This is a genomic window from Deltaproteobacteria bacterium, assembly GCA_016178705.1.
Taxonomy (GTDB): Bacteria; Desulfobacterota; Binatia; order HRBIN30; family JACQVA1; genus JACOST01.
Genome location: JACOST010000030.1, coordinates 244,526 through 270,243 on the forward strand (window position 1 = coordinate 244,526; position 25,718 = coordinate 270,243).

The 25,718-nt window shown below is 64.5% G+C and carries 27 protein-coding genes; 8 read left to right on the forward strand and 19 right to left on the reverse strand.

Annotated elements, in window-relative coordinates; all coding sequences use genetic code 11:
- The first annotated feature begins 243 nt into the window (after nt 1–243).
- Nucleotides 244–1,152, forward strand: a complete 909-nt coding sequence (locus tag HYR72_22075; protein MBI1817674.1) for a glycosyltransferase — start codon at nt 244–246, stop codon at nt 1,150–1,152.
- Here HYR72_22075 and HYR72_22080 read toward each other — a convergent pair.
- The gene (locus HYR72_22080; protein ID MBI1817675.1) at nt 1,149–2,489 is read right to left on the reverse strand and encodes a glycosyltransferase family 4 protein; all 1,341 of its coding nucleotides are present in this window, start codon (nt 2,487–2,489) and stop codon (nt 1,149–1,151) included. The genes HYR72_22075 and HYR72_22080 overlap by 4 nt on opposite strands.
- A gap of 40 nt (nt 2,490–2,529) precedes the next feature.
- Nucleotides 2,530–5,511 carry a glycosyltransferase family 39 protein gene (locus HYR72_22085; GenBank protein ID MBI1817676.1) on the reverse strand — a complete coding sequence of 994 codons (2,982 nt, stop codon included), beginning with the start codon at nt 5,509–5,511 and terminating at the stop codon, nt 2,530–2,532.
- Nucleotides 5,512–5,582: 71 nt separating this feature from the next.
- Between HYR72_22085 and trxA (HYR72_22090) the strand changes: the two genes are divergently transcribed.
- Both trxA (HYR72_22090) and trxA (HYR72_22095) read left to right on the forward strand, forming a co-directional pair.
- Nucleotides 5,583–5,942 (forward strand): thioredoxin, encoded by a 360-nt coding sequence (gene trxA / locus HYR72_22090; protein ID MBI1817677.1) that lies wholly within the window; start codon nt 5,583–5,585, stop codon nt 5,940–5,942.
- Nucleotides 5,943–5,956: 14 nt separating this feature from the next.
- Entirely contained in the window at nt 5,957–6,283 is a 327-nt protein-coding gene (gene trxA, locus HYR72_22095; GenBank protein MBI1817678.1) for a thioredoxin, read from the forward strand.
- Between the two features lie 9 nt (nt 6,284–6,292).
- On the opposite strand, the gene HYR72_22100 is transcribed toward trxA (HYR72_22095), so the two are convergent.
- The 8 genes from HYR72_22100 to HYR72_22135 all read right to left on the reverse strand — a co-directional run bounded on the left by HYR72_22100 (nt 6,293) and on the right by HYR72_22135 (nt 14,680).
- Nucleotides 6,293–7,465: a sodium:calcium antiporter gene (locus HYR72_22100; protein MBI1817679.1), complete on the reverse strand. Its 1,173-nt coding sequence runs from the start codon at nt 7,463–7,465 to the stop codon at nt 6,293–6,295.
- Between the two features lie 67 nt (nt 7,466–7,532).
- Nucleotides 7,533–8,279: a four helix bundle protein gene (locus HYR72_22105; protein MBI1817680.1), complete on the reverse strand. Its 747-nt coding sequence runs from the start codon at nt 8,277–8,279 to the stop codon at nt 7,533–7,535.
- Nucleotides 8,280–8,315: 36 nt separating this feature from the next.
- Nucleotides 8,316–8,774, reverse strand: coding sequence for a Mov34/MPN/PAD-1 family protein (locus HYR72_22110; GenBank protein ID MBI1817681.1), 459 nt, complete (start codon nt 8,772–8,774; stop codon nt 8,316–8,318).
- Entirely contained in the window at nt 8,771–9,724 is a 954-nt protein-coding gene (locus tag HYR72_22115) for a ketopantoate reductase family protein (protein MBI1817682.1), read from the reverse strand. The genes HYR72_22110 and HYR72_22115 overlap by 4 nt, the downstream gene beginning before the upstream one ends.
- Before the next feature lie 115 nt (nt 9,725–9,839).
- Nucleotides 9,840–10,112: a hypothetical protein gene (locus HYR72_22120; GenBank protein ID MBI1817683.1), complete on the reverse strand. Its 273-nt coding sequence runs from the start codon at nt 10,110–10,112 to the stop codon at nt 9,840–9,842.
- A complete protein-coding gene (locus tag HYR72_22125) occupies nt 10,054–10,377 on the reverse strand; it encodes a BrnT family toxin (GenBank protein MBI1817684.1) in 324 nt (107 codons plus the stop codon). Before HYR72_22125 ends, HYR72_22120 begins: the two co-directional genes overlap by 59 nt.
- A 107-nt stretch (nt 10,378–10,484) precedes the next feature.
- The gene (locus tag HYR72_22130) at nt 10,485–13,355 is read right to left on the reverse strand and encodes a pyruvate, phosphate dikinase (protein MBI1817685.1); all 2,871 of its coding nucleotides are present in this window, start codon (nt 13,353–13,355) and stop codon (nt 10,485–10,487) included.
- Nucleotides 13,352–14,680 (reverse strand): glycine--tRNA ligase, encoded by a 1,329-nt coding sequence (locus tag HYR72_22135; protein ID MBI1817686.1) that lies wholly within the window; start codon nt 14,678–14,680, stop codon nt 13,352–13,354. Before HYR72_22135 ends, HYR72_22130 begins: the two co-directional genes overlap by 4 nt.
- Nucleotides 14,681–14,973: 293 nt before the next feature.
- Here HYR72_22135 and HYR72_22140 point away from each other — a divergent pair, with 293 nt between their 5' ends.
- Together HYR72_22140 and HYR72_22145 are read left to right on the forward strand one after the other, a co-directional pair.
- Nucleotides 14,974–15,450: a hypothetical protein gene (locus tag HYR72_22140; protein ID MBI1817687.1), complete on the forward strand. Its 477-nt coding sequence runs from the start codon at nt 14,974–14,976 to the stop codon at nt 15,448–15,450.
- A gap of 108 nt (nt 15,451–15,558) precedes the next feature.
- Nucleotides 15,559–16,557 carry a GNAT family N-acetyltransferase gene (locus tag HYR72_22145; protein ID MBI1817688.1) on the forward strand — a complete coding sequence of 333 codons (999 nt, stop codon included), beginning with the start codon at nt 15,559–15,561 and terminating at the stop codon, nt 16,555–16,557.
- 89 nt (nt 16,558–16,646) lie between these two features.
- On the opposite strand, the gene HYR72_22150 is transcribed toward HYR72_22145, so the two are convergent.
- Nucleotides 16,647–16,991, reverse strand: a complete 345-nt coding sequence (locus tag HYR72_22150; GenBank protein MBI1817689.1) for a tetratricopeptide repeat protein — start codon at nt 16,989–16,991, stop codon at nt 16,647–16,649.
- Nucleotides 16,992–17,107: 116 nt separating this feature from the next.
- On the opposite strand from HYR72_22150, the gene HYR72_22155 reads away from it, so the two are divergent.
- A complete protein-coding gene (locus HYR72_22155; protein MBI1817690.1) occupies nt 17,108–17,437 on the forward strand; it encodes an HNH nuclease family protein in 330 nt (109 codons plus the stop codon).
- A gap of 166 nt (nt 17,438–17,603) precedes the next feature.
- Here the strand turns inward: HYR72_22155 and HYR72_22160 are convergent, their stop codons facing one another.
- The 6 genes from HYR72_22160 to HYR72_22185 all read right to left on the reverse strand — a co-directional run bounded on the left by HYR72_22160 (nt 17,604) and on the right by HYR72_22185 (nt 21,891).
- Nucleotides 17,604–18,266, reverse strand: a complete 663-nt coding sequence (locus tag HYR72_22160) for an ABC transporter substrate-binding protein (GenBank protein MBI1817691.1) — start codon at nt 18,264–18,266, stop codon at nt 17,604–17,606.
- Between the two features lie 3 nt (nt 18,267–18,269).
- Entirely contained in the window at nt 18,270–19,058 is a 789-nt protein-coding gene (locus HYR72_22165) for a VacJ family lipoprotein (GenBank protein MBI1817692.1), read from the reverse strand.
- 14 nt (nt 19,059–19,072) lie between these two features.
- A complete protein-coding gene (gene mlaD, locus HYR72_22170) occupies nt 19,073–19,534 on the reverse strand; it encodes an outer membrane lipid asymmetry maintenance protein MlaD (protein ID MBI1817693.1) in 462 nt (153 codons plus the stop codon).
- Nucleotides 19,534–20,310: an ABC transporter permease gene (locus tag HYR72_22175; GenBank protein MBI1817694.1), complete on the reverse strand. Its 777-nt coding sequence runs from the start codon at nt 20,308–20,310 to the stop codon at nt 19,534–19,536. Before HYR72_22175 ends, mlaD begins: the two co-directional genes overlap by 1 nt.
- Nucleotides 20,307–21,110, reverse strand: a complete 804-nt coding sequence (locus HYR72_22180; GenBank protein ID MBI1817695.1) for an ATP-binding cassette domain-containing protein — start codon at nt 21,108–21,110, stop codon at nt 20,307–20,309. Before HYR72_22180 ends, HYR72_22175 begins: the two co-directional genes overlap by 4 nt.
- A gap of 292 nt (nt 21,111–21,402) precedes the next feature.
- Nucleotides 21,403–21,891 (reverse strand): universal stress protein, encoded by a 489-nt coding sequence (locus HYR72_22185; protein MBI1817696.1) that lies wholly within the window; start codon nt 21,889–21,891, stop codon nt 21,403–21,405.
- A 118-nt stretch (nt 21,892–22,009) separates the two neighbouring features.
- Here HYR72_22185 and HYR72_22190 point away from each other — a divergent pair, with 118 nt between their 5' ends.
- The gene (locus tag HYR72_22190) at nt 22,010–23,077 is read left to right on the forward strand and encodes a phosphotransferase family protein (protein ID MBI1817697.1); all 1,068 of its coding nucleotides are present in this window, start codon (nt 22,010–22,012) and stop codon (nt 23,075–23,077) included.
- A 9-nt stretch (nt 23,078–23,086) separates the two neighbouring features.
- Nucleotides 23,087–23,824, forward strand: a complete 738-nt coding sequence (locus tag HYR72_22195; protein ID MBI1817698.1) for a tyrosine-protein phosphatase — start codon at nt 23,087–23,089, stop codon at nt 23,822–23,824.
- Here the strand turns inward: HYR72_22195 and HYR72_22200 are convergent.
- Nucleotides 23,815–25,038 carry a cytochrome P450 gene (locus HYR72_22200; GenBank protein MBI1817699.1) on the reverse strand — a complete coding sequence of 408 codons (1,224 nt, stop codon included), beginning with the start codon at nt 25,036–25,038 and terminating at the stop codon, nt 23,815–23,817. The genes HYR72_22195 and HYR72_22200 overlap by 10 nt on opposite strands.
- Nucleotides 25,039–25,096: 58 nt before the next feature.
- Complete coding sequence (locus tag HYR72_22205; protein MBI1817700.1) at nt 25,097–25,705, reverse strand: TlpA family protein disulfide reductase; 609 nt, start codon at nt 25,703–25,705, stop codon at nt 25,097–25,099.
- Between the last annotated feature and the right edge of the window lie 13 nt (nt 25,706–25,718).

Genomic DNA, 25,718 nt, shown 5'->3' on the forward strand with positions numbered 1-25,718 from the left:
CAACAACAACAGGAGAACCGATGCGCCTGATTCGTGGCGCGATCCAGGGGCGAGTGGACGATCAGAGCAACGGAACAATCGCGAGATCGGCGTCATCTGTGGTCGGATAGGGAATGCCCCACCGAGTGTCAAGCACGCGTGACGCGCGGTCTGCGCCGTTGCACTCCGTCCCGCTAGTACCTACACTGCGGCGCTATTCAAGAGGCAGGTGGATCTGTGGCACAGCCGGTCGTGAGTGTTGTCGTGAGTTCCGATTACGCCAGCGGCAAAGCCGCGGGGTGGAACGATCTGCGTGCGACGCTGGCCGGGCTCGCCCAGCAAGACTTTCGTGAACCGACTGAATTCCTACTCGTCGAGACCACCGAGATCGCACTGCAGATTCCGCCCGATCTGCAACGCATCTTGCCATCGCTCCGGATCGTCGCCGCACCGGCGGCCTCCGCCAATGAGCTGAAGAATGTCGGGGCACGGGCCGCGACCGCCGATTTGGTCGCGTTGATCGACGGCGACTGCACGCCCGTGACCGGTTGGCTGCGTCACCTCGTGAGCACACTGCGCGAGCATCCCGACGTTGCGGTCGTCAGCGGTCGAACCGGTTACGCGGGGCGGAGTCTGTTGGAGCGCGCGATGGCGCTGGTCACCCGCTCGTTCCTCGACGAAGGTCGGACCGCGCCGACGCGACATGTGACCATCAACAACGCCGGCTTCCGCCGAGCGGTTTTACTGGCGCATCCGCTGCCGGAGATTGCCGGACCGCACATGTCGATGCTGCAATCCGACGCCATTGCGCGCGACGGCGGGCAGTTCCTCTTCGAACCGGGCATGCATGTGACGCACGCCTATGAAGGCTGGGCGATGGAGAAAGAAATTCGCCGCAGCATGGGGTACGGAGTGATCAGAGTACGCCGTATCGATCCGCGCCTGCCGTACGCGTGGCTGGCGCGCCTCGGAGTGCTATCGGTGCCGCTGTTCGTAGTACTGCGCACGCTGCACAGTTGCTGGAACTGCCTGCGGCGTGCCGGCGACTACGGTGTCGCGTGGTACGAGTTGCCCGTCGCCTTTGGACTCGCCGCGGCCGCATGCAGCCTGGAAGTGCCCGGCATGTTGCGCGCCGTGCGCGATCTCCCGCACGCCCCGTCGGAGTTTCGCTAAGACACCACGATCAACGACTCGGGCAAATCCTGATCATCTAGGACGCGCGCATAAACCTGCAACCAGACGGGAAACGCAACGTCGGGTGCGTGCACCGCCACGAAGCGATCGTAGCCAGCTTGCGCCAACGCGGCGCGCCGCGCCGGATTGATCGCGAGTTCAACGATAGCGTCGGCGAGGGCGGCGTGATCGGAGGGCGGAACGACGCGCCCGCAGCGCCCGTTGTCGAGCAGTTCACTCACACCGCCAACATCGGTCGCGATCACCGGGATGCGCCGCGCCATCGCCTCGAGCGCAACCAGCGGCGAGCTTTCGAGCAGCGACGGGATTACGAACAAATCAATCGTGGCCCAAAACCGCGCCATGCCGGCGTTGTCTTGGGCGCCGAGGAATTCGACTTGCTCGCAGATACCTAACTGCGTCGCGAGCCGTTCCAACTCTGAACGCAGCGATCCGTCGCCGGCGATGACGAACCGCGCCGCGGTTTGCTGCGCCACCCGCGGCAGCGCGTGAACGAAGAACGCGTGACCCTTCTCTTTCTCCAACCGCCCCGCTGTGCCGACCACCAGTGATGGCGGTGCACTCGAACGCTCCGGCCAAGTTCTTACGACGGTGGCTTGCTCCACCATCCACGGGAGGATCGCGATCACTCCCTGATACTGCACGTGTTCTCGCACGGCCTGAGCAACGCGCTGCGCGCTGACGATGATGAGATCCACGTGCGCGCGCACGCGTCGCAGCGCTCGCCACCCCTTCGCGGCATTCGATCCGTGCGACGGATCGAGGGCGAACCACCAATGGCTTCGCACACTCGACGTGGGAGTACTGTTCTCCAAATAGACCACCGGTACGCGTAGGGCGTGCGCCCAGCGCACGCCAGCGGCACCGCGGTGGACGTGGACGAGCACCCCGCGGCCGTCGCGACGCGCGGCGGCGACCGCCGCGGTGAATGCGCGACGCGCACGCCGACTGAAGCGATAGCGAATGAGCAGGCGGCTCAGCCGCTCGCCGCTGCGGCGCCAACAATACCGAAACGATCCGCGACGCAGCAGCGCACCGGCGAGCGCGACCGCAAACCGCGCGGGCAGCAGCAGGGCGAGCAACGGCTTCACGTCGGGGACGTCGTCAACTTCCGCGTTGAGCGGGATCGCGGCGTCGTGCAGCACGCGGGCGTAACGGTTGCCCGGCGGAGGCGGGTACTCGGTGTACACAGCAACGCGATGCCCCGCTCGCTGCAGTTGCAGCGCGAGTGTGCACAACAGTTGGCTCGCCCCGCCGAGCTGATCGAGATCGTTCATCAGCAAGAAGATCGCCCACTCGGAGCGCGCACCTGACATCTGAACGCTCACCGCCTCGTCGCGTGCCCGATCATGTTCCTCATTCCGGGCGATAGTCCGCAAACGCGCTCCACGCGCCGCTCGGCGTGCGCCACAGGAGGCGGAGTTTCCAAAACTGTTCGATCGCCGTCGCTGAGCGCATGCTGCGCACGAGAATCGGGACTCGACCCGTGAGGTTACCCAACTCGACGGTCACCCCTTGGGCGTCGTCGCGTCCCGGCGCGCTCGCCGCGCGGTTGCCGTTGAGGAAGACCTCGGTGGGTCCAGTGGCTTCAATGCGCAGTGCTTGCGCGCCGCCTTCGGGCAGTTCCACTGTGCCGGTCCATTGCATCGTCGACGGACGTGTCGCAAATCCCGTCACCGGCGGTTCGTCGAATTGTTGGTAGAAATCGAAACTGACGGCAGGATCAATGCGCGAATAGTCGGGCGCCGCAGTGATCGGGGTGGCGGTGATCTCATGCGTGAAGTAGCGCCCCAGCAATCCATGGGTGTCGGGATGCGTATGCAACGAGGCATGCGGAGCCGCCGCCCACGGCGACTCACCGGTGCGCCAGTCGAGCGCGATCCGTTCCGTCGGATTAGCGAAACGCGCTTGCAACTCGATCGTGTGCCAGCCCGCGGCGAGATCGCGCGGCGACTCGGCGGAGGTCGGCCGGCCATCGAGTCGCAGCGGTGCGGCGCCCGCGCGAAACGCGTACGGGCCGGGCGTCGCGATCCAGATCTGGCCGCGCCACGTCACGTCGAGAGGAAAGTCGGCCGGCGTCGCATCCGGCGGCGATTGCGCCACGTCGACGCCGTCGGGCGCGCTCCATGTGCGATTGGCCGACCGATAGGTGGCGCGCAAACCGCGCCGCCGCTCGATCACGTCGCCGCGCAGCGTGAATTTGTGCAGCACCGGATACCCGTGCTGCTCGTGAATCAGTTCGTATTGCGCATCGGGATAGTAGTGGAAGATCAGCGGCACCAGCTCCTGCTGCATCCACGAGACCAGCAGCACCGCGGTGCCACGATTACTGGGAGCAATCGGCACCACGTGCGGATCGTCGGGCAGGTCAATCAGGGTGCGCTCCGGGTTGGGCGCGATCATGCAATCGTTGCTCGCCACTTTCGGCTCCGCCATCACTGCGCCGCCGACCATGTAGAACGTCGCCGGCGTCGGCGTGTCGTCGATCGCGTTACAGATCTCGGTCATGATGTCGCCCCGCTGCAAGTTGGGAAGGTCGACGAAGAAGTTGACCCAGTTTGCGTGCAGCGCCGCAATGAACCACACCAACAGCAACGGAACGCCGATCACATCCGCCCAGCGCGGCGACCACTCGAACAACGCTGCTCGCATGCGGCCGATCGTGAGAGCCGGGATCAGGCACACCACCGGCAGCATGCCGATCAATCGCGGCTTCCACGGCGGATAGTCGGTGACCATCCCACCGATCACGAGGATGCCGAACAGCCAGATCACGACCACCACGTGGCGTGGGTCGCGCCAGCGCCACGCCATCCACCCGACGCCGAGCAGGAAGAGCACCGCCACGAACCCATCGAGCACCGGCGACATGCTCGGCACGCTGATGAACGACAGCAAGCAGCCGCCGACGTGACTGCCCAAATAACTGCGCACACCGGCGCTGTCGCCGCGCTGGTAGGCATCGACCAGTTGCGCGGTGTCGAAGCGATTCGAGGTGCCGCCGTAAAACTCGCCCCAACGCCGATACATGGTGACCAAGAGCGGACCCGTACACAGCAGAAACGCGAGCGCGCCGACCAGCGCGCCGCCGAGATAGCGCCGCCAGAAGCCGCGCATGCCGATGGCGAACAGCACGGCCGCGATGGCAAGTAAGGCGGGGAACAACTTCGCCGCGTGATAAGTGTGGAAGCCGAGCCCGACGGCGTAGCCGAACCACACCCAATCGAGGGCGCGCCGCGTCCGCAGCAAGCGCGCAAACGCCGCCAACACCAACGCGGCGACCAGCACTTGCTGAATGTTGTTCAGCGCCACGCGACTGAACGCGAGGTGATCGCGGTTGATCGCCAACAGTGCCACGGCCAGCAGCGCGATCATGTTGCCCCACCAGCGGCGTGCCCAGAAGAACACCGGCACCAAGCTCAGCACGCCGACCATCGCCGCCGAGAAGCGCAGGCTGGCGTTGCTGGTGCCACGCAATTGCACGCCGCTGTACTCGACCATGTACGAGAGGTGCGGGAAGACGTTCCACCCCAAACCGAAGGCGTCGGGAAAACCGTCTTTCCAAATTCGTTCCGCCGATCGTCCTTGCCGGCCCTCGTCGGGGTCGATCGCTGCCGGCGCGTCGTGCAGCGCCATCACGCGCAGCCCCAACGCCAACGTCAGGATGAGGAGCAGCGCCAGCGCCGCCGCACGCGGCGACAGCTCCGGCCCGCCGGTGCGCCGCCACGTGTTGTCGGTCGCGATCGGTTGCGCCGCGCGGTACCACGTCGCGACGGCCAACAGCGCCAGACTTGCCAGCCACAATAGAAACGCCGCCAGGTGCTGCGTCGGGTTGACCGTGATCGCCGCGACGTTCGCTGCAACCGCAACGCCTGCCAGGCTCCATCGCCACGCGCTCCAGCGCGTCGCCGCGACCGCATCGTCGCCGCTGAGGTTGACCACGTCGTCGTGCGCAAACGGCACCCACCGCGCCACGAAGAACGCTTTCACGGCGACAATCGCCGCGACCCCCGCTGCGAGCTCGCGACCCGGTTGCGGAAACAACACGATCAATGCGGCGAGGGCCAGCAGCGCCACCGCGCCAGCAGTCCAGCGCAGCAGGCGTCGCATTGGCGCCTCCGCCGGTGTCGGTGCGTCAGCGAACGCGAACGTCAACGCGACGCAGCCGCCGATCACTTCGGTGAGCCACCGCCACCAGGGCGATTGCGGAACGAAGTGATCGCGATAGCCGAGCGTGGCAAGCCCGAGCGCGACCGCGAGCAGCACGAGTCGGAGCACCGCCGTCAGGCGCCTCGCTGGCGATTCTGTTTCGCGCGCGCTCGTCACTCCGGTCGCCATCGCACGGAGCGGTATCTGGGTGCAAGTCGGGCGCATGTGGGGCAGGGTTGAATCGGCGGTGGCTCATGGTTATGGTCTCAGCCGACAACTGCCAGGAGGATACAGTGGCCAACGTACTCGAAATCAGCGACGCAACCTTTGACCAAGAAGTGCTGCAATCGGCGCAACCGGTGCTGATCGACTTCTGGGCGCCCTGGTGCGGCCCGTGCAAGGCCATTGGACCGGTCGTCGAAGAGCTATCGAACGAGTACGCGGGCAAGCTCAAGGTCGTCAAGATGAACGTCGACGACAACCCGCAAACCCCCTCGAAGTACGGCGTGCGCGGCATCCCGAACCTCATCGTGTTCAAAGGCGGTAAAGTGCACGATCAGATCGTCGGCGCGGTGCCGAAGGCGCACCTGGTCAAAGCGATCGATCGCGCCTTCGCCTAGGGACGGATGCCGTCATGGCTGAAGTGCGGGCGGTTACCGACGACGCGTTCGACGCCGAAGTCCTCGACTCGACGCAACCGGTCCTGATCGACTTTTGGGCCCCGCACTGTAGCGCCTGCCGGACGCTCGCGCCGATCGTCGAGACCCTGGCGCAAGAATACGCCGGTAAGCTCAAGGTGATGACGGTCAACACGGAAGAGAACCCGCGCATCGCCACGCGCTACGCCGTGCGCGCGATCCCTAATCTGCTGTTCTTCAAAGACGGACGGGTCCACGAGCAAGTGATCGGCGCGGTGCCGAAACTGCGACTCGTGCGCGTGATCGATCAGTTGCTCTCCTGAAGAACCGGCTCAGTGCCCGGGAAACAGCCCCTCGCGAAACAGCACCGGCAGATCCTTCGTTCGCCGCGTCAGCGTTAGTAACGCGAGCAGGAGGTACGCGGCGCAGAAGCCGTAGCGGACGGAAGTGTCGGGGAAGCAGAGCTGGGCCGCGAATAGGGCGAACAGCAGGACGCCTTCGCGCCGCGTCAGTTTGAGATTGGCGAGCACCGCGACCGCGAACAACGATTGCGACGCGGTCAGCAGGATCTCTTCGATCTGGCGCGGATCGAGATGAATCGCGCTCGGCGTCCCGGCCGAGATGCTGTAGACCAGCGGCAGCGTGCCGACCAGCAGCGTCCACTGATTCACCTTCGACGACACCATCGCCCCCATGCCCGCCTGCGCGTCGCCGCGCAGCGTGAGGATGCAGGCGATCGCGACCTCCGGCGCTTCCGACGCCAGCGGTGCCAACCATTGCACCAGCAGGAATTCATCGATGCCGGCGTTCTTGCCGACATGGATCAGCGCTTCGGCGAATCGTTCCGCCGAGCCGAAGATCACGATGGCGGCAAACACGAAGAAGAGAGCGACAGCAGTGCGGCGCAGCGCCGGACGCAGTTCGCCGAGCGCTTGCGCCGGGCCGAGCAGGTCCGGTTCTTCCACTTCGCCCTGCGCGATGCGCCACATGTAGCCGACAAAACAGCCGACCAACACCACCATGTCAAACAGCGAGATGGTGCCTTTCAGTGGGATCACAAACGAGTACACGGTGGCGATGGTGAGGAACACCAGCTCGACGCAGCGGCTGCGCGGCAGCTCCAACTCGCGCCCACTGCCGCGCCACCAGTACAGGCCGATGATCAACGGCCAGGCGATCCCGATCAGCAAGCGATTCGCGCCGGTCATGTTGGCCGTCGCGTAGGCGGTGTACTCGGGTTGGTGCGCGGCCCGCCAGGCGAAATACAGATCGACGGCGTACTCCGGCAATACGGCGATCAGCGCGAGAAACGCCAGCGCCAAACCTTGCGAGATGTCGACCTGGGCGACTTCAGCGGCCCAGGTGAGCAAGAACGCGGCGCCGAGAATGGCGACGCCGAATAGCACCGCCTCGAACCCGGGCGCTGTATGCAGAGCACCGAAGCGCAGCACCAGCGCCGGCACCGTGAGCAGAGCGGAAGCAAGAATCGGCAGCCATCGCATCATGCGCGGTCGTTCCAACGGCGCCCCTGCCTACATGCATGGGGCGTTGGGTTCAACCGCGGACGCGCGCTTACTTCTTTGATCGGACGGATCCGCCCGATCGGTCCGATCCGTCCACCTTCTGCGTGCCTTTGCACTCGGGGTAGCCCGAGCAGCCCAGAAATTGCGAACCTGCGCGCTCACCTTTGCGCGCAGTGCGCACGACCATGACCTTGCCGCAAAGCGGGCAGAGCGGAAGGGGATCCGACCGATCCGGCGGATCGGTCGGATCTCGTCCTCGCCGCTGTTCCAGGCGAGCCGCCGCCAGGCGTTCGCTGTAGCCGCCCGCTTGAATGAACCCCCGCTCCAGGGCGGCGATCTGCTGATCGAGCAGGTAGTTGGCCTGGTGGATCAGGCAGATCGTCGCATTGGCGACTACGCTGGGGTCGACGTGAGTGAGCCAGCGGGCGTATGGCGCGGCATCGGACCGATCGGTCCGATGCCGTCTCCCCACCTCGCGCACCGCGCGCGACTCCAGATCATCCTTGCCCCATTGCCGCAGGCCGCGCTGGCGCAGGAAATCTTCGTAGTCGAGCAGCAGCTCGTCGAGGCTGGCGCGGGTGACGTTCACCAAGCGCAGCTCGGTTTGGCTCGAGGTCGCGGAGGCACGGCTGCCCTCGGCGATGTTCTGCCGGCCACTGCGCGCCGCCTGAACCATCTGGTCTGTCGTGCGCGCTCGCTTGTCGATGAAGCGCTCGCAGAACGCGACCGTGGCATCGTAGATGATTGTCGTCACCTGAAACGAGCGCAGTGTGCGATAGCCGCCGCTCGGGCGCAGGCGCTTGCCCCGATCCGATCGGTCCGATCCGACCGATCAGTCGGATACTGTCAGCGGTACCTCGACATAGTCGCGAGCATCCGCGTCCCACGCGAACGCCTTCGCCGCTTTCACTTCGCCGTTGCGCACGGAGACCACGATCTGGCCGACATCGGGGTAGCTGGGCTCGTCCCACACCGTGGCTTGTTTGCGGTCCTCGGCGGAGAAGTAGGCATCGTGATCGGGATGCGAGTGAAAGATCGCGCGGATCACCAGCGCGCCGCGTTCGTGGCCGGTGAGGATCGGCACCGCTTCCGCTCCCATTGTGTACGCCGTGCGCGCGTCGCGCAGCGTCGGATCAGCGGCGTGGCGCTGGTTCTGGATGTTGCTCACGCACACCACTTCCTCGCGTCCGCTGCGATCGATGACGAAGCCGCAGGCTTCGTGCGGATAGCAGGCCGCGGCGTGCGCTTCGATAGCGACGCGGCTGGTGGTGGTGACGTGGAGTTCGGTCACGGTCGTTGCTCCCGATAGCGGACGAGTCGTGTGAGCGTCTCGTTGGCGGGCGTGACGATACCGTGGGCACGGCCGCGGCGCCAGACTTCGCCGTTGATCGCCTCGATCTCGGTGCGGCGGCCACGTTCCAGGTCCTGCAACATCGACGAACGATGATCGAACGTGCTCGGCACCAAGCGATCATAGAACAGCGTGCGATAGTCCGCCGCGCTCGGCCACGGCAGGTGAATGCCCTCGGCGCGGGCGACCGCGAAGGCTTCGTCGATCACCGCATTCATCAGCGCCCGGGTGTCGTCGTGTTGCGCCAGCAACCCGTACGGCACGCCGAGCAAGGCGCCGAGCGGATTGAGCGCGGCGTTGTAGAAGACTTTGGCCCACAGCGCCGCCTCGATCTCGTCGCTGTAGGCGGCGGGAATTCCGGCTGCGTCGATGCGCGCCGCCCACTCGCGCGCGCGCTGATCGAGCGCGGGACTCGCTCCGGGTCGCCGCGCGCCGAGCAAGACCTTGTCGGCGTATACTGTGACGCGCACGGAGCCGAGCGCGACGATCTCGGCGCCGAAGATCACCCGCGCACCGAGCGTACGCGCCGGCGACACGATGGCCTCGATGGTTTCGACATTGCCGAGTCCGTTTTGCAGCGAGATCACCACGCCGCCATCTTCGAGATACGGAGCGACCGCGCCGATCATCGCGCTGGTGTCGTACGACTTGGTGGCGAGCAGCATGGTCGCGAAGCGTCCGCTCAGCGCGTCAGCGCGCTCGCACAACTCGAACCCGTCGGCATGATGCTCGCCCCAGATGCCACTGATATGCAGGCCGCCGCTACGGATCGCGTCGAGGTGCGGCGCCCGCCCCAGCAACGTCACCGCCGCACCGGCGCGCCGCAAGTAGCCGCCAAACACCGAGCCCAACGCACCCGCGCCGGTGATCAGTATGCGATCCGTAGTCATGAGGGATCAGGGCGAGGCATGCCTCGCCCCTACACGGAGAGCGCTCTCGCGCTGCCTACGCTTCGCTCGCTGCCCGACGCCTTCGTGGAAATTCCATCGCGGGAACCTCTGACTCTCACGCGGCTCGGCGCGTTCTTCCTGTGGACGCGTTCCGACCACGCCCTTTCGTTGCAAGGTCAACCAGCATCCGGAGCGCGGAGTTGATCGCTTGCGTGCTGCCGAAGTGCTCCCACAAATCCTGGTCGATCACCACCGCGCGAACCGCTTCGCCCGTTAGTAGGTGCGCATACTTGCCGCGGCGGCCGCGCTGCAACTGTGAGAAATCTACCTCAGGAAACGCGCGGAGCGACTCCGCGCTGGGTTGTTGGCGCTTGATCGCCTTCTTCATACGCCCTCCGTTCTCGCTGTGTCGCACGTCGCGCGCTGATGATGCGAATGACCTCGCCGCTGCGTCGCTCGGCAAACACAACCAGAAGAAGGTTCGAACGCAACGACATCCCGATCAAGATCAAACGGTCTTCGTTCATCGCATCTGCGTATGGCACAGCGAGGTCATCCAGGAAAACAGATGCCGCCTCCTCAAAGGTGACACCGTGCTTGCGAACGTTGGCGGCCGCCTTGGTGGAATCCCATCGGAAATCCCCATATCGCACCGTCGGCACCGCACGACTGTAGCATGCCCATCACTGGCGGGCGACGGAGTGCCCGGTTCTTACGCCGTCAAAGCGGCAAACTCGGACCGCAGGTGGTATCGACCGCGTTACGCTTCGCTCTCGCCGCCGGCGCCGAGGGCGGCGTGGGCGGCGGCGAGACGGGCGATCGGGACGCGAAACGGGGAGCACGAGACGTAGTTCAAACCGATGCGGTGGCAGAACTTCACCGACTCGGGATCGCCGCCGTGCTCGCCGCAAATGCCGAGCTTGATGCCCGGGCGCGCCGCACGCCCCTTGTCGACGGCGATGCGCATCAGCGCACCCACGCCTTCCTGATCGATCGACTCGAACGGGTCGCGAGCGTAGATCTCGTACTGCTCCACGTACGGGGTGAGGAAGCGCGCCGCGTCGTCGCGTGACACGCCGAGCGTGGTCTGGGTCAGATCGTTGGTGCCGAAGGAGAAGAATTCCGCCACGCTCGCGATTGCATCGGCCGTCAGCGCCCCGCGCGGGATCTCGATCATCGTGCCGACCAGGTACTTGAACTTCACGCCGGTCTCCTTCATCACGTCGTCCGCGACGCGCCGGACGATCGCGGCTTGGAGCTGCAACTCCTTCACGTGCCCGACCAGCGGGATCATCACTTCGGGCTCCACCTTCGTCCCGCCGCGTTGCACGTCGGCGGCCGCCTCGAAAATCGCGCGCGCCTGCATCTCGGTGATCTCGGGATAGATGATACCGAGACGGCAGCCACGCAGGCCAAGCATCGGATTGAACTCGTGCAGCGCTTCGACGCGCGCACGAATGCGTTCGGTTGAAATGCCCATCTGCTCGCCGATCTCGCGCTGCCCGGCCTCGTCGTGCGGCAGAAACTCATGCAACGGCGGATCGATGGTCCGGATGGTCACAGGCTTGCCGCCCATCTCGCGGAAGATGCCCTCGAAGTCGGCCCGCTGCAGCGGCAGCAACTTCGCCAGCGCCGCGCGGCGTTCGGTTACCGATTCGGCGAGAATCATCTCGCGCATCGGTTCGATCTTACCCTCGCCAAAGAACATGTGCTCGGTGCGGCAGAGACCGACGCCTTCGGCGCCGAACGCGATCGCGTTGCGGCACTGGTCGGGCTGATCGGCGTTGGTGCGCACCTTCAGCGTCCGCTCGCGATCGGCCCACTGCATGATCCGCGCGTACTGTTGGTAGACCGGCGCCTGTGCCGGTGCGAGCGAGCGGTCGACCAATACGCGCACGACTTCGCTTGGTTCGGTGGCTATGTGGCCTTGGAACACTTCGCCCGTCGTGCCGTCGATCGACAGGGTATCGCCTTCCTTGATCACCACGTCACGCCCCGTAACCCGCATTTCACGCGTGCGATAGTCGATCAGCAGCGGCTCGCAGCCGGCGACGCACACCTTGCCCATCTGGCGGGCCACCAGCGCGGCGTGACTGGTCATGCCACCGCGCGCGGTCAGAATGCCCTCCGACGCCGCCATCCCGCGGATATCTTCCGGCGAAGTTTCGATGCGAACCAGAACGACCTTCTCACCGCGGGTGGCGGCCGCTTCGGCGTCTTCGGCGTTGAAGTACGCGCGGCCGGCCGCGGCGCCCGGTCCGGCGTTGAGGCCCTTCGCCAGCAGCCGCTGCTCACGCACGGCGCGTTCCTTCTCGGCGACGAGGAAAGTTGGGCTCAGCAGTTGATTGAGCTGATCCGGTTCGACGCGCAGCAACGCGTCGCGCGTGGTGATCAGGCGCTCGTCGACCATATCGAGGGCGATCTTGATCGCCGCGCCGCCGGTACGCTTTCCGACGCGGCACTGCAGCATGTAGAGCGTGCCCTGTTGAATGGTGAACTCGATGTCCATCATCTCGTGGTAGTGCCGTTCGAGCGTACGGCGAATGCCGATGAGTTCTTGGTAGACCCGCGCGTTCTCAGCTTCCAGCTGGGCGATGGCGAGCGGCGTGCGCGTGCCGGCCACGACATCTTCGCCCTGCGCGTTCATCAGAAATTCGCCGTAGAAAATATTCTCGCCGGTGGCCGGATCGCGGGTGAAGGCGACGCCGGTGCCGGAATCGTCGCCCATGTTGCCGAACACCATCGACTGCACGTTGACCGCGGTGCCCCAGTCTTCGGGGATGCTGTTGAGCTTGCGGTAGACGATGGCGCGCTCGTTCATCCACGAGCCGAACACCGCGCCCATCGCGCCCCATAGTTGCTCCTGCGGATCTTCGGGAAAGGCGACGCCCTTGCGAGCGCGGATCGCGTCCTTGAATTCACCGACCAACTCGCGCAGGTCGTCGGCCGTCAACTCCGTGTCGAGCTTCACGCCGCGCGCGTGCTTCTTGCGCTCGAGAATTTCTTCGAAGGGATCGATCTCGTGTTTCGACGCTGGCTTGAGATCGAGCACGACGTCACCGTACATCGACACGAAGCGGCGATACGAATCGTACGCGAAGCGCGGATTGCCGGTCAGCGCAATCACGCCCTTCACGGTCTCGTCGTTGAGGCCGAGATTGAGGATCGTATCCATCATGCCCGGCATCGACGCCCGGGCACCGGAACGCACGGAGACCAGCAACGGATTGGCTGGATCACCGAAGCGTTTGCCGACGAGCTGCTCGACGCGCCCGAGCTGTTTGGTCACGTCGTCGCGCAGCGTGCGTGGATAGGTGCGCCGGTTGGCGTAGTAGTAGGTACAGACTTCGGTTGAGACGGTGAATCCCGGCGGCACCGGCAGACCAAGGCCGGCCATCTCGGCGAGGTTGGCGCCCTTGCCGCCGAGCAGCGCCTTCAACTTCGCGTTGCCATCGGCCTTGCCGCCGCCAAAGGCGTAGACGTAGCGCCGCTTCGCGGCGCTGCTGATGGCTGATCGCTTATGGCTGATGGTCGGACCTTTGGGCGCGCCGCGCCGCACTGACTTCTTCGCGGCGGGCCGAACAGGTTTGCCTTTCGACTTTCGACTTTCGACTTTCGACTTCTTCTTCATGCCTCAATCCGTCGCCGTAGTTCGTCGACCAGCCGATCGATGGGAAGGCGCTCCTGCTGCATCGAGTCGCGATCGCGCAACGTGACCGTGTTGTCGGCCATCGTCTGATGATCGACCGTGATCCCGAACGGCGTGCCGATTTCGTCTTGCCGCCGATAGCGACGACCGATCGAGCCCGCCTGATCGTACTGCACCACCCAGCGCTGCTTCAGCATCGACACAATTTCCTTGGCCTTCTCGGGCTGCCCGTCCTTGCGCAGCAGCGGAAGGACCGCCGCCTTCACCGGCGCCATGCTCGGCTTGAAGCGCAGCACCGCACGCGTTTCGCCTTCCGCAACGTCTTCGTCGTAGGCGTCGAGCATCAGGATGAGGAGAACACGATCGACACCAACGGCCGGTTCGATCACGTAGGGGACGTAGCGCTCCTTGGTCTCCTCGTCGTAGAAGCTGAGATCCTTACCGCTGTACTCGGCGTGTTGCTTGAGATCGAAATCGGTGCGGTTGGCGACGCCTTCGAGTTCGCTCCAACCGAACGGGAACTGATACTCGATGTCCGAGCACGCCTTCGCGTAGTGCGCGAGTTCGTCCGGTCCGTAGTGATGGAGGCGGAGGTTGTCGGCCTTGATGCCGAGCTCCTTCGTGTACCAATTGAGCCGCTCGCTGCGCCAAAAGTCGAACCACTCGTCGTCGTTGCCGGGCTTGACGAAGAACTCCATCTCCATCTGCTCGAACTCGCGGGTGCGGAAGATGAAGTTGCCGGGCGTGATCTCGTTGCGGAACGACTTGCCGATCTGCGCAATGCCGAACGGCGGCTTGAGGCGACCCGACTGCAGCACGTTGAGGAAGTTGACGAACATGCCCTGCGCGGTCTCGGGACGGAGGAAGGCGACCGACGCGTCTTCCTCGACCGGGCCGACGAACGTCTTGAACATCAAATTGAACTGGCGCGACTCGGTCAGCTCACCGCCGCACTCGCCGGGGTGTTTCGACGGTCGCTCGGGGCACTGCGCGGTGGCGACGTGATCGGCGCGGAAGCGCGACTTGCACTTCTTGCAATCGATCAACGGGTCGGAGAAGCCGGCGATGTGTCCCGAGGCTTCCCACACGCGCGGATGCATCAGGATCGCGCTCTCGATGCCGACCATGTGGTCGCGCGACGTGACCATGTACCGCCACCACGACTCACGAATGTTGCGCTTGAGTTCGACCCCGAGCGGTCCGTAATCCCAGGTGCTGGCAAAGCCGCCGTAGATCTCGCTCGACTGAAACACGAACCCACGCCGTTTGGCGAGGTTCACGATCTTCTCCATGGTGACGGTGGACATTCGGCTCCGATCGAAGGCGCACCGTCTAGCACGCGCTCCGCGGAGCGGCAATGCGAGTAGTGACACGCTCGTGGGTCAGTTTAGAGCCCTCATGCCTGCAGTTGACACCGCGCGCTATCGTTCTGGTACAATGCACGCATACTTGACAGCACGGTCGGACAACGTCCGAACGTCAATACGCCACGCCTGTACGTTGTCCGAGCAAACGGCGAGTGCGAGCGTGGCCCAGAGCGCCCAACGCAGCGAGCGCACAGCGCAGCGAGCGTGAGTGACGCAGGAAGGGAAGGAACAGAATGTTCATAGTGCGCATCAGATGCGAACAGCATCAGGACGAGGACAGTCTGGCGTCTGAGATTCTCAATGCGATCGCGGAGGGTGGATCTAATGTCCACATGCAGCGGGCCGGAACGGCACTGACCTCTATCCTGGGCGATGCCCAGAAAAAGGTCGATGTGTGGACGCGGCCCTTTGAGCGGCGGGAAGACTGGCCAGATCGCGAGCTCAATAGTTTGGGGGAAGCTGTGGACATTTGTAAAGCGGTGCCGCTGAATGCCCCCGACCGCCAGATCGCCGTCAACCTGATGGAAACCGTCGAAAGAATATGGACGGCGATGGCGAAGCGAGCAGTCAAAGAAAAAGTGGACTATGACGAGGTGCACTATCTACTCCAGTCGTTTGAGAAATTCCGCGGTGCCGCCGCGCACCCCGAGCGTATACGGGAACTGGCCCGGCAGTTGTGCCATCACTACCTCCCCGAGAGTGGTTGGTGATGGCGCGGCACTCGGTGCCAATGCGGGCACAAACTAACCCTACCCATGACACACTCGTGCAGCGCATTGCGCACCGCGAGCCCGATGTACTAGCGTCGCCCGGCTCGCATGGACTCGCCCGCTCCGACTGATCGCCCACTCACCATCCGCGCCATCACGCGCCACGAGCGCGGAGCGGTGCTGAACCTGCTCGGCGAATGGATCAGCGCCGAGTTCTTCGGTCGCTATTTCGATCACGATCCCGCGTTTCGCGACGAACTGTGCTTCGTCGCGCTCGACGGCGAGCGCCTGGTGAGCACGCTGCAAGTGTTCGCGAAAGACGTGCGCGTCGGCGGCGCCACACTCCGCGTCGCCGGCGTGGGCAACGTCTTCACCACCGACGCGTATCGCGAGCGCGGCACCGCGTCGCAAGTACTCACCCATGCGATCGCGGCGATGGACGCGTACGGTTTCGATCTCTCCCTGTTGTTCGCCGTCCGGCTCGCGTTCTACGGCCGCCACGGCTGGAGCAGTCATCCGCGCCGCTTCGTTTTCATCGAGCCCGGCGACGCGGCGACATCGGGCCGCTATGCCATCGACCCGTTCGTACCGGCGCGCGACCTCGACTCGGTGATGCAGGTCTACGACGCCTACAGCGGAGCGTTGCCCGGCACCACCGTGCGCGATTACCCCTATTGGCTGGGGCAGCTGCGCTACGCGGGCAATCTCGAAGAAGACTTTCTGGTCGCCCATGCCGGTAGTGAAGTGATCGCCTACGCGCGCGCCACGACGTTGTACGGCTACTATCTGATCATGGAGCACGGCTATCTGCCGGGGCACGAGGATGCGCTGGCCGATCTCACGTGCCGCCTCCACACGGTGGAGGGGCGCACGCTACCAGGCACGCTGGCACAGCTCGCTCACGAACCGCGGGTGCAAGCGAGTTTGCAAACGCGCGGACTCACGTTGCGGGCGGTGGATGACGTCTTCTGGATGTGGCGCGTGATCTCGCCCGAGCGGTTGGCGGCCAAGCTCGGCGTTACGGTTGCCGAGGTCGAGCGCGAGGACTTCTTCCCAAACCTGTTTCCGCCCGAACGTTCGGTCTTCTGGTTGTCGGATCGATTCTGATGGTCGTGGCTCGTGATTCGTGCTCGTGACTCGACGGATTGGTTCGACCGCCGGTCCGACGACTCACGAGCACGAGTCACGAACACGATTCACGATTGCGGCTTGCCCGCCTTCAATTGCTGCTTCCACTCGATGATGCGGCCCTTCGCCGCCCACGACTCAGCGTCGGGCACGTTGCCGGAACGCTGATAGATGCGCGAGAGATTGGTGTACGGGAGCTGATCGTCGGGGTTGAGATCGACTACACGCTTGGCGGCGGTGATCGCCTCGTCCCACAGTTCCTGGTCGGCGAGCGCCATCGATAGCCCTTCCCAGGCGTCGGCGAAGTCGGCATTCAACGCCAGCGCTTCGCGGTACTTGGCGATCGCGCCGTCGAGATCGCCGTCCGCCACACAATCCACTGCTTGATCGTAACACTCGTCGGCAGTCGGCACGTGAGACCCTCCAGCAAGCGCGACTCTAGCCAATGGCGGGCACGCCCTCAAGGTATTGGAAGAAGAAGTCAGCGATGGGGGTTCAACGCAGACCCACACATCGGTATAGTGTACTCATGTCCGCGCGCAGCTTCCGGCCGAAACGCCATCGCTCGACGACGCCACCGCCTGACATTGAGGCGATCATGCAAGCGGCCAAAACCGCGGTCGCGGCGCGCCAGCAGGGGTATCGCGCCCGTTCACTCGAATTGCACGGCTGGATCTGCGCCAAGTGTGCGCGCGAGTTCGACGCCGGCAACTTGCACCTGCTCACGGTCCACCACAAGGACGGCAACCACGAGAACAACCCGCCCGACGGCAGCAATTGGGAAAATCTCTGCGTGGATTGCCACGAGGACGAGCACAGCCGTGGCCTGCTCGCGGACTACCTTGCCGGCAAAGACTAGCGCGCCCTCGATACGTTCGCTCCGCTCACTACTCGGGCAAACGGATTTTGGATTCCGTGAAACAAACAACCGCTTCCCCGAGTAGCGGGACTGAGTAGAAGCCGAAGGCTTCGTATCGAAGGCCGGCGTATCGAGGGGTTCCTTCTGGCTGGCGCAAGCCGCGAACCTACGAGGCCTTAAGGGGTTCGCCCTTGGCGTTTTTCTCGCGCAGCAACTCGATCAGCTTCGGGGTACCGCTGGTGGTGATGATTTCCTGGAACTGCGAGCGGAAGTTCGCCACCAGACTCACGCCTTCAATAATCACATCGATGATGCGCCACTCGCCGTCGGGGTCTTTACGCAAGCGGTAGTCAACCAACACCTCGGCTGCGTTGGGGCGAAGGATCTTCGTCTTCACCGTCCAATCTTCGCGTGCCTCGGCGCGATCGCCGACGACGACGGCGCGCTCGTTGTTGTAGCTTTCGACGTTCTTGCCGTAGGTAACGGTGAGGTGGCGCTTGAACTCCTCCATGAACTCTTTTTGCTGGGCGGGCGACAGGTCGCGCCAGTTGCGCGCCAGCACTAGCTTGGAGATGGTCTCGAAGTTGAACTGGACGTAAGCGATCTCCTCGATGCGTTTGCGTTTCTGCTCTGCGGTCAACCCTTTCTCCGCCAGCACGGCGGTGACCGAATCGACCAGGTGCTGTACCACTATCGGCGGCGTGTCGGCGGCGCGCGATGCGGCGGTGCACATCACGGCCGCCAGCATCAGCAGCAGCCCCTGCCGCATGGTGAACGCTGGGTTGAACGCGACGCGGTGGTGTCGTTCGGCTCTTGCTTCGTAGCGCACGGCTCAATTCCCTCCGTTGGTGTCGACGCTGTACAAATCTTCTTGCTCTTGTTGCGACATGCCGGCGCGGTCGTTGATCAGTTCGTCGCGATGCTGGCTGTAGGCGTTGCGCACCGCCACGTAGTAATCAACCGACGCCTCTCTGACTTCGCTGACTTCCTTCAGCACCTGCGCGCGGCCGTTCACGGTGCTCACCACTCGCGCCCCACCGCTGTAGTAGAACGGAATGAACCACGGATAGACCGCGGCGGCCGAATCACCCGCCAACCCGACGGTGTCGCGAATGTTCGACGGACCCCACAACGGCAGCATGAGAAACGGCCCGGCGGGCACGCCCCAGTAGCCAAGGGTTTGACCGAAGTCCTCATCGTGCTGTTCCAGCCCCCAGTCGCTCGCTGGATCAAAAAAACCGGCGAGACCCACCGTCGTGTTGACCGTAAATCGGCCTACGTCAGAAGCGGTGGGCACGAACTTGGCCTGCAGCAAATCATTGACCGCCACGATCGGAAAGCGCAGGTTCAAAAAGAAGTTCGTCAGGCACTGTTGCACTCGTTTCGGGGTGATCGCGTCGTAGCCTTTCGCCACCGGCTCCAGCACGTACATGTCGACGTGATCGTTGAACCAGAAGATTGCGCGATTGAATGGCTCAATTGGATCGTGGTCGGACGGGGCGGCGGCGGCGGACGACGGGTTGGACGCGGCGAACGCGGCAGGTACGCACACCGTTCCGACCACGAGCGGCATGGCGAACAGGATTCGCAGGATTCGGATGATGGTCTCGAGTGTGCGCATGGGCGGCGTCATCCTTACTCCGGCTTCTGTACGTCCGTGCTGTGAATCAGTTTGCCGATCAGGCGTTCGAGGATAACCGCCGACTCGGTCATGGTGATCTCGTCACCCGGCTGCAGGTAGCGCTCTTCCCCGCCGAGTTGCAACGAGATGTAGCGATCGCCCAGCAAGCCCGCGGTGACGATCGAAGCCGACGTGTCGACCGGCAACTTGAGGGTGCTCTCGAGGTTCAGCTTGGCGCGCGCACGGAAGTTGGTATCGAGCGCAATCGAGTCGACTTGGCCGACGCGGACGCCGGCGATGACGACGGGGGCGCGCGCCTTGAGGCCGCCGGTCTGATCGAAGGCGGCAAACAACGTCAGCCCGCCGTCACTGCGAAACGTGTAGCCGCCGACGTTCATCGACAGGTACGCGATGGCGCCGAGGCCAGCGACCACGAACAAACCAACGATGAAATCCCGGGTGGGTGAACGACTCATTACACTCCCCACAACGCCGTGATGAAGTAGTCGAAGATCAGCACCGACACCGATCCGATCACCACGGTCGACGTCGTCGCCGAGCTGACCCCGGCCGAAGTCGGCGCGCAGGTGTAGCCGCGATACGTGGCGATCAATCCCACCAACACACCGAACACCAGCGCCTTGAGCAGACTGCCGGCGACGTCATCGTAGTAGTCGACCGCCGACTGCAAGCTCGCGATGTAGGTGCCACCATCTACTCCCATCAGGTTCACGCCGACGAAATACCCGCCTGCCAGCCCGAACACAATGAATAGCGCCGACAGCAGCGGCATCACGCAGATCATCGCCATCGTTTTCGGCATCACCACCAGGTGGATCGGGTTGACCGACATCATACGCAAGCCATCGAGTTGTTCTGTGGCCACCATGGTACCGATCTCGGCGGTGGTGGCCGAGCCGGCGCGACCGGTGGTCAACAAGGCGGTGAGCACCGGGCCAAGCTCGCGAATCAGACTCAATCCGACCACTGCGCCGAGTGAGTTCTCCGCGCCGAACCGGACCAGGGTATTGTAGCCTTGCAGCCCGAGCACCATGCCGACGGCCAGCCCGCACACGCAGATGATCACCAGCGACAGGACTCCGAGGTTGAACAACTCCGCTACGAACACCCGCACGCGGACCGGTGGCGTGACCAGCGCGCGCACGATTTGGCCAGTGAAGATAGTGAGCTTGCCGAGGTGGTCGATGAAGTGCAGCACCGCGTAGCCGAGGTCGCGCACGAAGCCGATCATGGAGCGGCTCCCTCGTGTATTGCGCCCGGCGTTTCCGGCCGCGGCTCTTCTTCGCGCTCTTCGTTGAGAAAGCCGGCGACGCGCGGGTCGGCGCTGCGCTGCAGTTCGGCGGGCGAGCCGGCCACCGGTCCCTCGGGCAGCAGCAGCACCACTTGATCGGCCATCCGCATCGTCGAAGGGATGTGATGCGAAGACACCAACATCGTGATGTGCCGCTCGCGGTTGATGCGATACAGCAGGGCCTCGATGCGTTTCACCGAAATCGGGTCAAGGCCGGAGAACGGCTCGTCGACCAGCAGGATTTCGGGATGGGTGATAATGGCGCGCGCCAACGCCGCGCGCTTGATCATGCCGCCGGAGAGTTGTCCGGGCAGAAGGTCGTCGACGCCCGACAACCCGACGGCGGCGAGGTTGGCGTGAACTTCCGCCACGATCTCCGCTTCGCCCATACGCGTATGCTCGCGCAACGGAAAGGCCAGGTTATCGAAGATCGTGAGCGAGTCGAGCAACGCGCCGCCCTGGAACATCATGCCGAGCTTGGCGCGCACGACGTACATCTGGGTTTCGGAGAGCTGACTGATGTCATGGCCCGCCACCACGATGCTCCCGCGCTGCGGATGCACGAGACCGCCGATCAGCCGCAGTACCGTGGTCTTGCCCGAACCGCTGCCGCCAAGGATCACCGAGATCTGGCCGCGCGGAAAGCGGCACGACAGGCCGCGTAGCACCGGCCGATCGTCGAACGCCATGTCGACGCCGGTGAAGGTGACGTGGGCGTCGTCTTTAGCGCTGCGATTCATGAGATCGGAGGATTCATCAGGTCAACGACCGTCACCCTCTCCCTCTGGGCGTGTCGATAAATCGCGAGCAGGGCTTCGAGACGGCCCCTGAGAAGACGGGGCCTCCTCAGCCCGAACGGTATTCGTCTTGATCTGAATGGCATTTTCCGTTCGCCCTGAGGAGCCGCCTTCTTCTGGCGGCGTCTCGAAGGGCGTGTTCGCATGAAAATCGACAGCCCCCATAGGGAGAGGCAACCTTCGCTGCTCCGCGCCTCATCCTTGTCTGGGGTGCGAACGTTTTCGAGACACAACACTAGCGCCGCCCACCTCGGCGAGAGCGCACTTTCTTGTTGGCTCCACGCACGGTCAACACCGGACACGCGGCGCTGCGCACGACGCGCTCGGCGACGCTGCCGAGCAGCACGTGCGACAGGCCGCTGCGCCCGTGCGTCGCCATCACGATCAGATCCGCCTTCAGACGCTTGGCGGTGTCGACAATGATTTGGTACGCCGTGCCAGTCTGCAGGATCGTGCGAGCCACGATCCGACGCTTCTTCAAATCGGCAGCCAGGCGCGTCAACTGTTCGCGGCCAATGCGGCGCTGCTCGTCGATCAGCACGTTCAAGCCCGCCACCGGCCCGTAGAGGTCGGCTGGCGTCGCGTAGTAGACCGGCTCGACGACGAAGACCACGATGAACTCGGCCTTGAACGGCTTGCCAAATTCGATGGCATAGTCGAGCGCTTGCAGCGACGTGTCGGAAAAGTCCACCGGCACCAGAATGCGTTTGAGCGTCATAGGCAGCGCCTCCACAAAGTGTGCGGCAGATACACCGAGGTGCCCGACGGCGCAAGCGAGTCCGTGCTCACGCCTTTGACTTTTCCCGCTCGATTCTCTCTTGTGCGCGCGGCGGGATGTTTCCATGGCGATCGGTGATCAACGAGACTTCGAGCACACGCGCACGCAACTGACCGCGTGGCTGGCGCGCCAGTTACCGGCGGCACGTGACCTGGCGGTCTCGGACTTGCACGCACCGGGGATGGGCTTTTCGAACGAGACGCTGTTGTTCGATCTCACCTATCGCGACGGCAGCGCCGAGCGCCGCGAGCCGTTGGTGGTGCGCTTCAAGCCGGCGACGCAGATCTTTCCGGAATACGATCTTGGCTTGCAGTATCGCGTCATGCAGTTGCTGGCGCCGACCAACGTGCCGGTGCCCCGCATGCGTTGGCAGGAGCCCGACCCGGCTGTGCTCGGCAGCAGTTTCTACGTGATGGACCGCATCGCCGGCATCGTGCCGCCGGATCAACCGAGCTACCACGCGGCCGATGTCTGTACCGAGCTCACCCCCGCGCAGCGCGCGACGCTGTGGTGGGACGGCCTCGAAGTCATGACCCGCATCCACCAGCTCGACTGGCGCGCCGCCGGCTTCGGCTTCCTCGACGCGCCGCGGTGGGGCCGCACGCCGCTCGCGCAGCAACTCGGCTACTATGACCACTACCTCAACTGGGCGACCAATGGCGCCGCCCATCCCACCTGTGATCCCGCGCTCGCCTGGCTCCGCGACCATCAGCCCAGCAACGAGCCGGTGAGCCTGTGTTGGGGCGACTCGCGCATCGGCAACATGCTGTTCGACAACTGCCGCTGCGTCGCCGTCCTCGATTGGGAGATGGTGACCCTCGGCAATCCCGAACAAGACCTGGCGTGGTGGCTCTTCCTCGATTGGCACCACAGCGCCGGCCTCGGCATCGAGCGCCTGGAAGGATTTCCGACCCGCGAGGAAACCATCGCACGCTACGAGGCGCTGATGCAGCGCCCCGTCGAGCACGCGTCCTACTACGAAGTGTTCGCGGCATTCCGTTTCGCCGTGATCATGATCCGCGTCGCGCATCTGACCGCGGCCGCGGGATTGTCGACCGATCCGAACTTCGCCGTCAACAACATCCCGAGCTGTCGCTTGGCCCACTTGCTCGGGCTGCCCATCCCCGCGTGAGGTCTCGCCGTGCAACGCGTCATCGAGCTCGAGGGCTGCCTCAACTTTCGCGATCTGGGCGGCTACCCGACGGTAGATGGTCGCACCGTTCGCTGGCGTCAATTGTTTCGCAGCGATGCGTTGCACCTGCTCAGCGCGGCCGACATCGCGCGCGTGCGCGACGAGCTGCGCATCGGCGACGTGATCGATCTGCGCTCGAGTGCGGAAATCCGCAGCGATGGCCGCGGGCCATTGGGCAGCGAGCCGATCCGCTTCCATCACCTGCCGCTGTTCGACGGCGACACCCGCCGCGGCGGCGAAGAGTCCGCCGCATACACGTTGGCCGATCGCTATGTCCTCCTCGCCGAGTTCGCCAAGGACGCCATCGCGCGCGTGCTCACCACGCTGGCCGAGACCGACGCGCCTGCGGTCTATCACTGCGCCGCGGGCAAGGACCGCACCGGCGTAATTTCGGCCGTGCTGCTCGGCGTGCTCGGGGTCAAAGACGAGATCATCGTCGCCGACTACGCCGCGACGCAGGAGAACCTCGACGCCATCATCGAGCGCTTGATGGCGAGCGAAGGCTATCAAACCATGCTCAGCGCCCTGCCGCCCGATACCCTACACGCGCAACCCGAAACCATGATCACCCTGCTCGCACGCGTGCGCGAGCGCTACGGTTCAATGCGCGACTACGCCCGCGCCGCCGGCGTGAGCGACGCGAGCATCCACCGTCTCGAAGCGCGGCTGCTTGGCGATCAGGGATAAAGGCGCAGTGGCAACTTCGTCACCGCGCGGAAGACGATGCTGGGATGCAGCGGCAGCAGCTCGCTCGTCGTGCGCTCGAAGCTGCGCGTGCGTTTGAGCAGCGTGCCGATGGCGACTTGGGCTTCGAGGCGGGCGAGGTTGGCGCCCAGGCAGTAGTGGGTGCCGAAGCCAAACGCGAGGTGGCGATTCTCTTCGCGCGCGATGTCGAAGCGTTCGCCGTTGGCGAACATCTCTTCGTCGCGATTGGCGGAGCCGAGCCAGCTGACGACGAACCGACCCGGTTCGATGGTGTGGCCGTGGAGCTCGACGCGGCGCGTGGCGACCCGTGGATCCATCTGCACCGGTGACGAGTAGCGCAAGACTTCCTCGATCGCCGACGGCAGCAGATCGGGCTCCGCGCGCAGGCGCGCCAGCGCCTCCGGGTGTTCGATCAACGTCAGCGCGGCGTTGCCGATCAGCGTCGTCGTGGTCTCGTTGCCGGCCACGAGAAGCAGTACCAGCATCTGCAGCATCTCCTCGTGCGTCAGCTTGGAGCCCTCGACTTCGGCCTGCACGAGACCCGTCAGCAGATCTTCACGCGGCTGGCGCCGCCGTTCCTCGGCCAGCGTGATGAAGTAGCCGCGCATCTGATCGAAGCGCCGGCGAAACTCGACCATCTGTTCGGGGGCGGGCGGAACGAACAGCAAATTGCCCAAGTTCTCCACCGCGGCGTCCGACCATTGTTTGAACTGCTCGCGGTCTTCCGCCGGTACGCCGATGATCTCGGCGATCACCGTGACGGGTAACGGATAGGTGAGCGCCTGAATCAAGTCGACTTCGCCCTGCTCGAGCGCGCGATCGAGTAACTCGTTGGCGATCTCGTGCATGCGCGACTCGAGTCGGCGAATGATGCGCGGCGTGAACGCCTGGTTGACCAAGCCGCGCAATCGCGTGTGCTGCGGCGGATCCTGTCCGAGCATGCTCGGTTCGGGGAACATCGTCGGGTCGATGCCGGGCGGGGGCGGAAACTTGTTCGACCAGGTCACCGGATCCTTCAAGATCGCCTGGATGTCGGCGTAGCGAAACACCGACACGATCGGAAACTCCGTGTGCGCATACACCGGCTGCTCGCGTCGCGCTCGCGCGTAGAGCGGAAACGGATCGCGCCGCGTGGCTTCATCGAACGGGTTGAAACTGAAGTCGGGTGGAATCTCTTGGGTTGAATCTGCGTGCATGACTTGCCCTCACCCTGACCCTCTCCCAGAGGGAGAGGGACTTCAATCGCGTCCGCTCCTACTTCAGCGGCACGTAGTACGGTCGCCCGGCTTGCTGCCACTCCATGTAGAGCTCGGCGAAGGGCGCGCCCATCGGGTCGAGGCCGCGGATCGGCATCGAGCCGCGGCGGATGGTGAAGTCGTGCGGTGCCAGCTCGCCGGCGCGCACGAAGTGGCGCTCGGCCGCGTCGGTCTTGCCCGCTTGATGCAAGTGCCACGCGAGGGTGAATTCGGCACGCGCCAATTGTACCTCGTTGGTCGGCAACATCTGCCGCTCGCGCGCTTGCTCGGGGGTGAACGGGATCTTGTTCCGCGTCACCCACGCGCGCAACGCGGCATGATGCGGCGCCGATTCGATCCCGTGGAGATCTTTGAACTGATCGCTGCCGAACGCCACGTCGTTGGGCCGCACGATGCGTCCCTGCTCGTCGATCCACACTACCGTCGGCACGTTGACGAAGTCGTAGAGGTCGGCCACCACGTGGTCAGTGTCGATCAAGCTTGGATGCGTCGGTGCCGCCGTCTCGATGAACGGGCGCGCATCGTCCGCGGTCTTGTCGAGCGCCACCGTGATCACCACAAAGCCGTGACCCTTCAGTTCTTCGTACAGACCTTGCCAGACCGGCAAGTCATAGCGGCAG

Coding starts and splice junctions, on each gene's coding strand:
- HYR72_22155 (MBI1817690.1), top strand. CDS start 17,108: ATGTCCGCGCGCAGCTTCCGGCCGAAACGCCATCGCTCGACGACGCCA.
- HYR72_22140 (MBI1817687.1), top strand. CDS start 14,974: ATGTTCATAGTGCGCATCAGATGCGAACAGCATCAGGACGAGGACAGT.
- HYR72_22120 (MBI1817683.1), bottom strand. CDS start 10,112: ATGAAGAAGGCGATCAAGCGCCAACAACCCAGCGCGGAGTCGCTCCGC.
- HYR72_22130 (MBI1817685.1), bottom strand. CDS start 13,355: ATGAAGAAGAAGTCGAAAGTCGAAAGTCGAAAGTCGAAAGGCAAACCT.
- mlaD (MBI1817693.1), bottom strand. CDS start 19,534: ATGAGTCGTTCACCCACCCGGGATTTCATCGTTGGTTTGTTCGTGGTC.
- trxA (MBI1817678.1), top strand. CDS start 5,957: ATGGCTGAAGTGCGGGCGGTTACCGACGACGCGTTCGACGCCGAAGTC.
- HYR72_22085 (MBI1817676.1), bottom strand. CDS start 5,511: ATGGCGACCGGAGTGACGAGCGCGCGCGAAACAGAATCGCCAGCGAGG.
- HYR72_22145 (MBI1817688.1), top strand. CDS start 15,559: ATGGACTCGCCCGCTCCGACTGATCGCCCACTCACCATCCGCGCCATC.
- HYR72_22175 (MBI1817694.1), bottom strand. CDS start 20,310: ATGATCGGCTTCGTGCGCGACCTCGGCTACGCGGTGCTGCACTTCATC.
- HYR72_22100 (MBI1817679.1), bottom strand. CDS start 7,465: ATGATGCGATGGCTGCCGATTCTTGCTTCCGCTCTGCTCACGGTGCCG.
- HYR72_22165 (MBI1817692.1), bottom strand. CDS start 19,058: ATGCGCACACTCGAGACCATCATCCGAATCCTGCGAATCCTGTTCGCC.
- HYR72_22190 (MBI1817697.1), top strand. CDS start 22,010: ATGGCGATCGGTGATCAACGAGACTTCGAGCACACGCGCACGCAACTG.
- HYR72_22180 (MBI1817695.1), bottom strand. CDS start 21,110: ATGAATCGCAGCGCTAAAGACGACGCCCACGTCACCTTCACCGGCGTC.
- HYR72_22200 (MBI1817699.1), bottom strand. CDS start 25,038: ATGCACGCAGATTCAACCCAAGAGATTCCACCCGACTTCAGTTTCAAC.
- trxA (MBI1817677.1), top strand. CDS start 5,583: ATGGTCTCAGCCGACAACTGCCAGGAGGATACAGTGGCCAACGTACTC.
- HYR72_22080 (MBI1817675.1), bottom strand. CDS start 2,489: ATGTCAGGTGCGCGCTCCGAGTGGGCGATCTTCTTGCTGATGAACGAT.
- HYR72_22135 (MBI1817686.1), bottom strand. CDS start 14,680: ATGTCCACCGTCACCATGGAGAAGATCGTGAACCTCGCCAAACGGCGT.
- HYR72_22115 (MBI1817682.1), bottom strand. CDS start 9,724: ATGACTACGGATCGCATACTGATCACCGGCGCGGGTGCGTTGGGCTCG.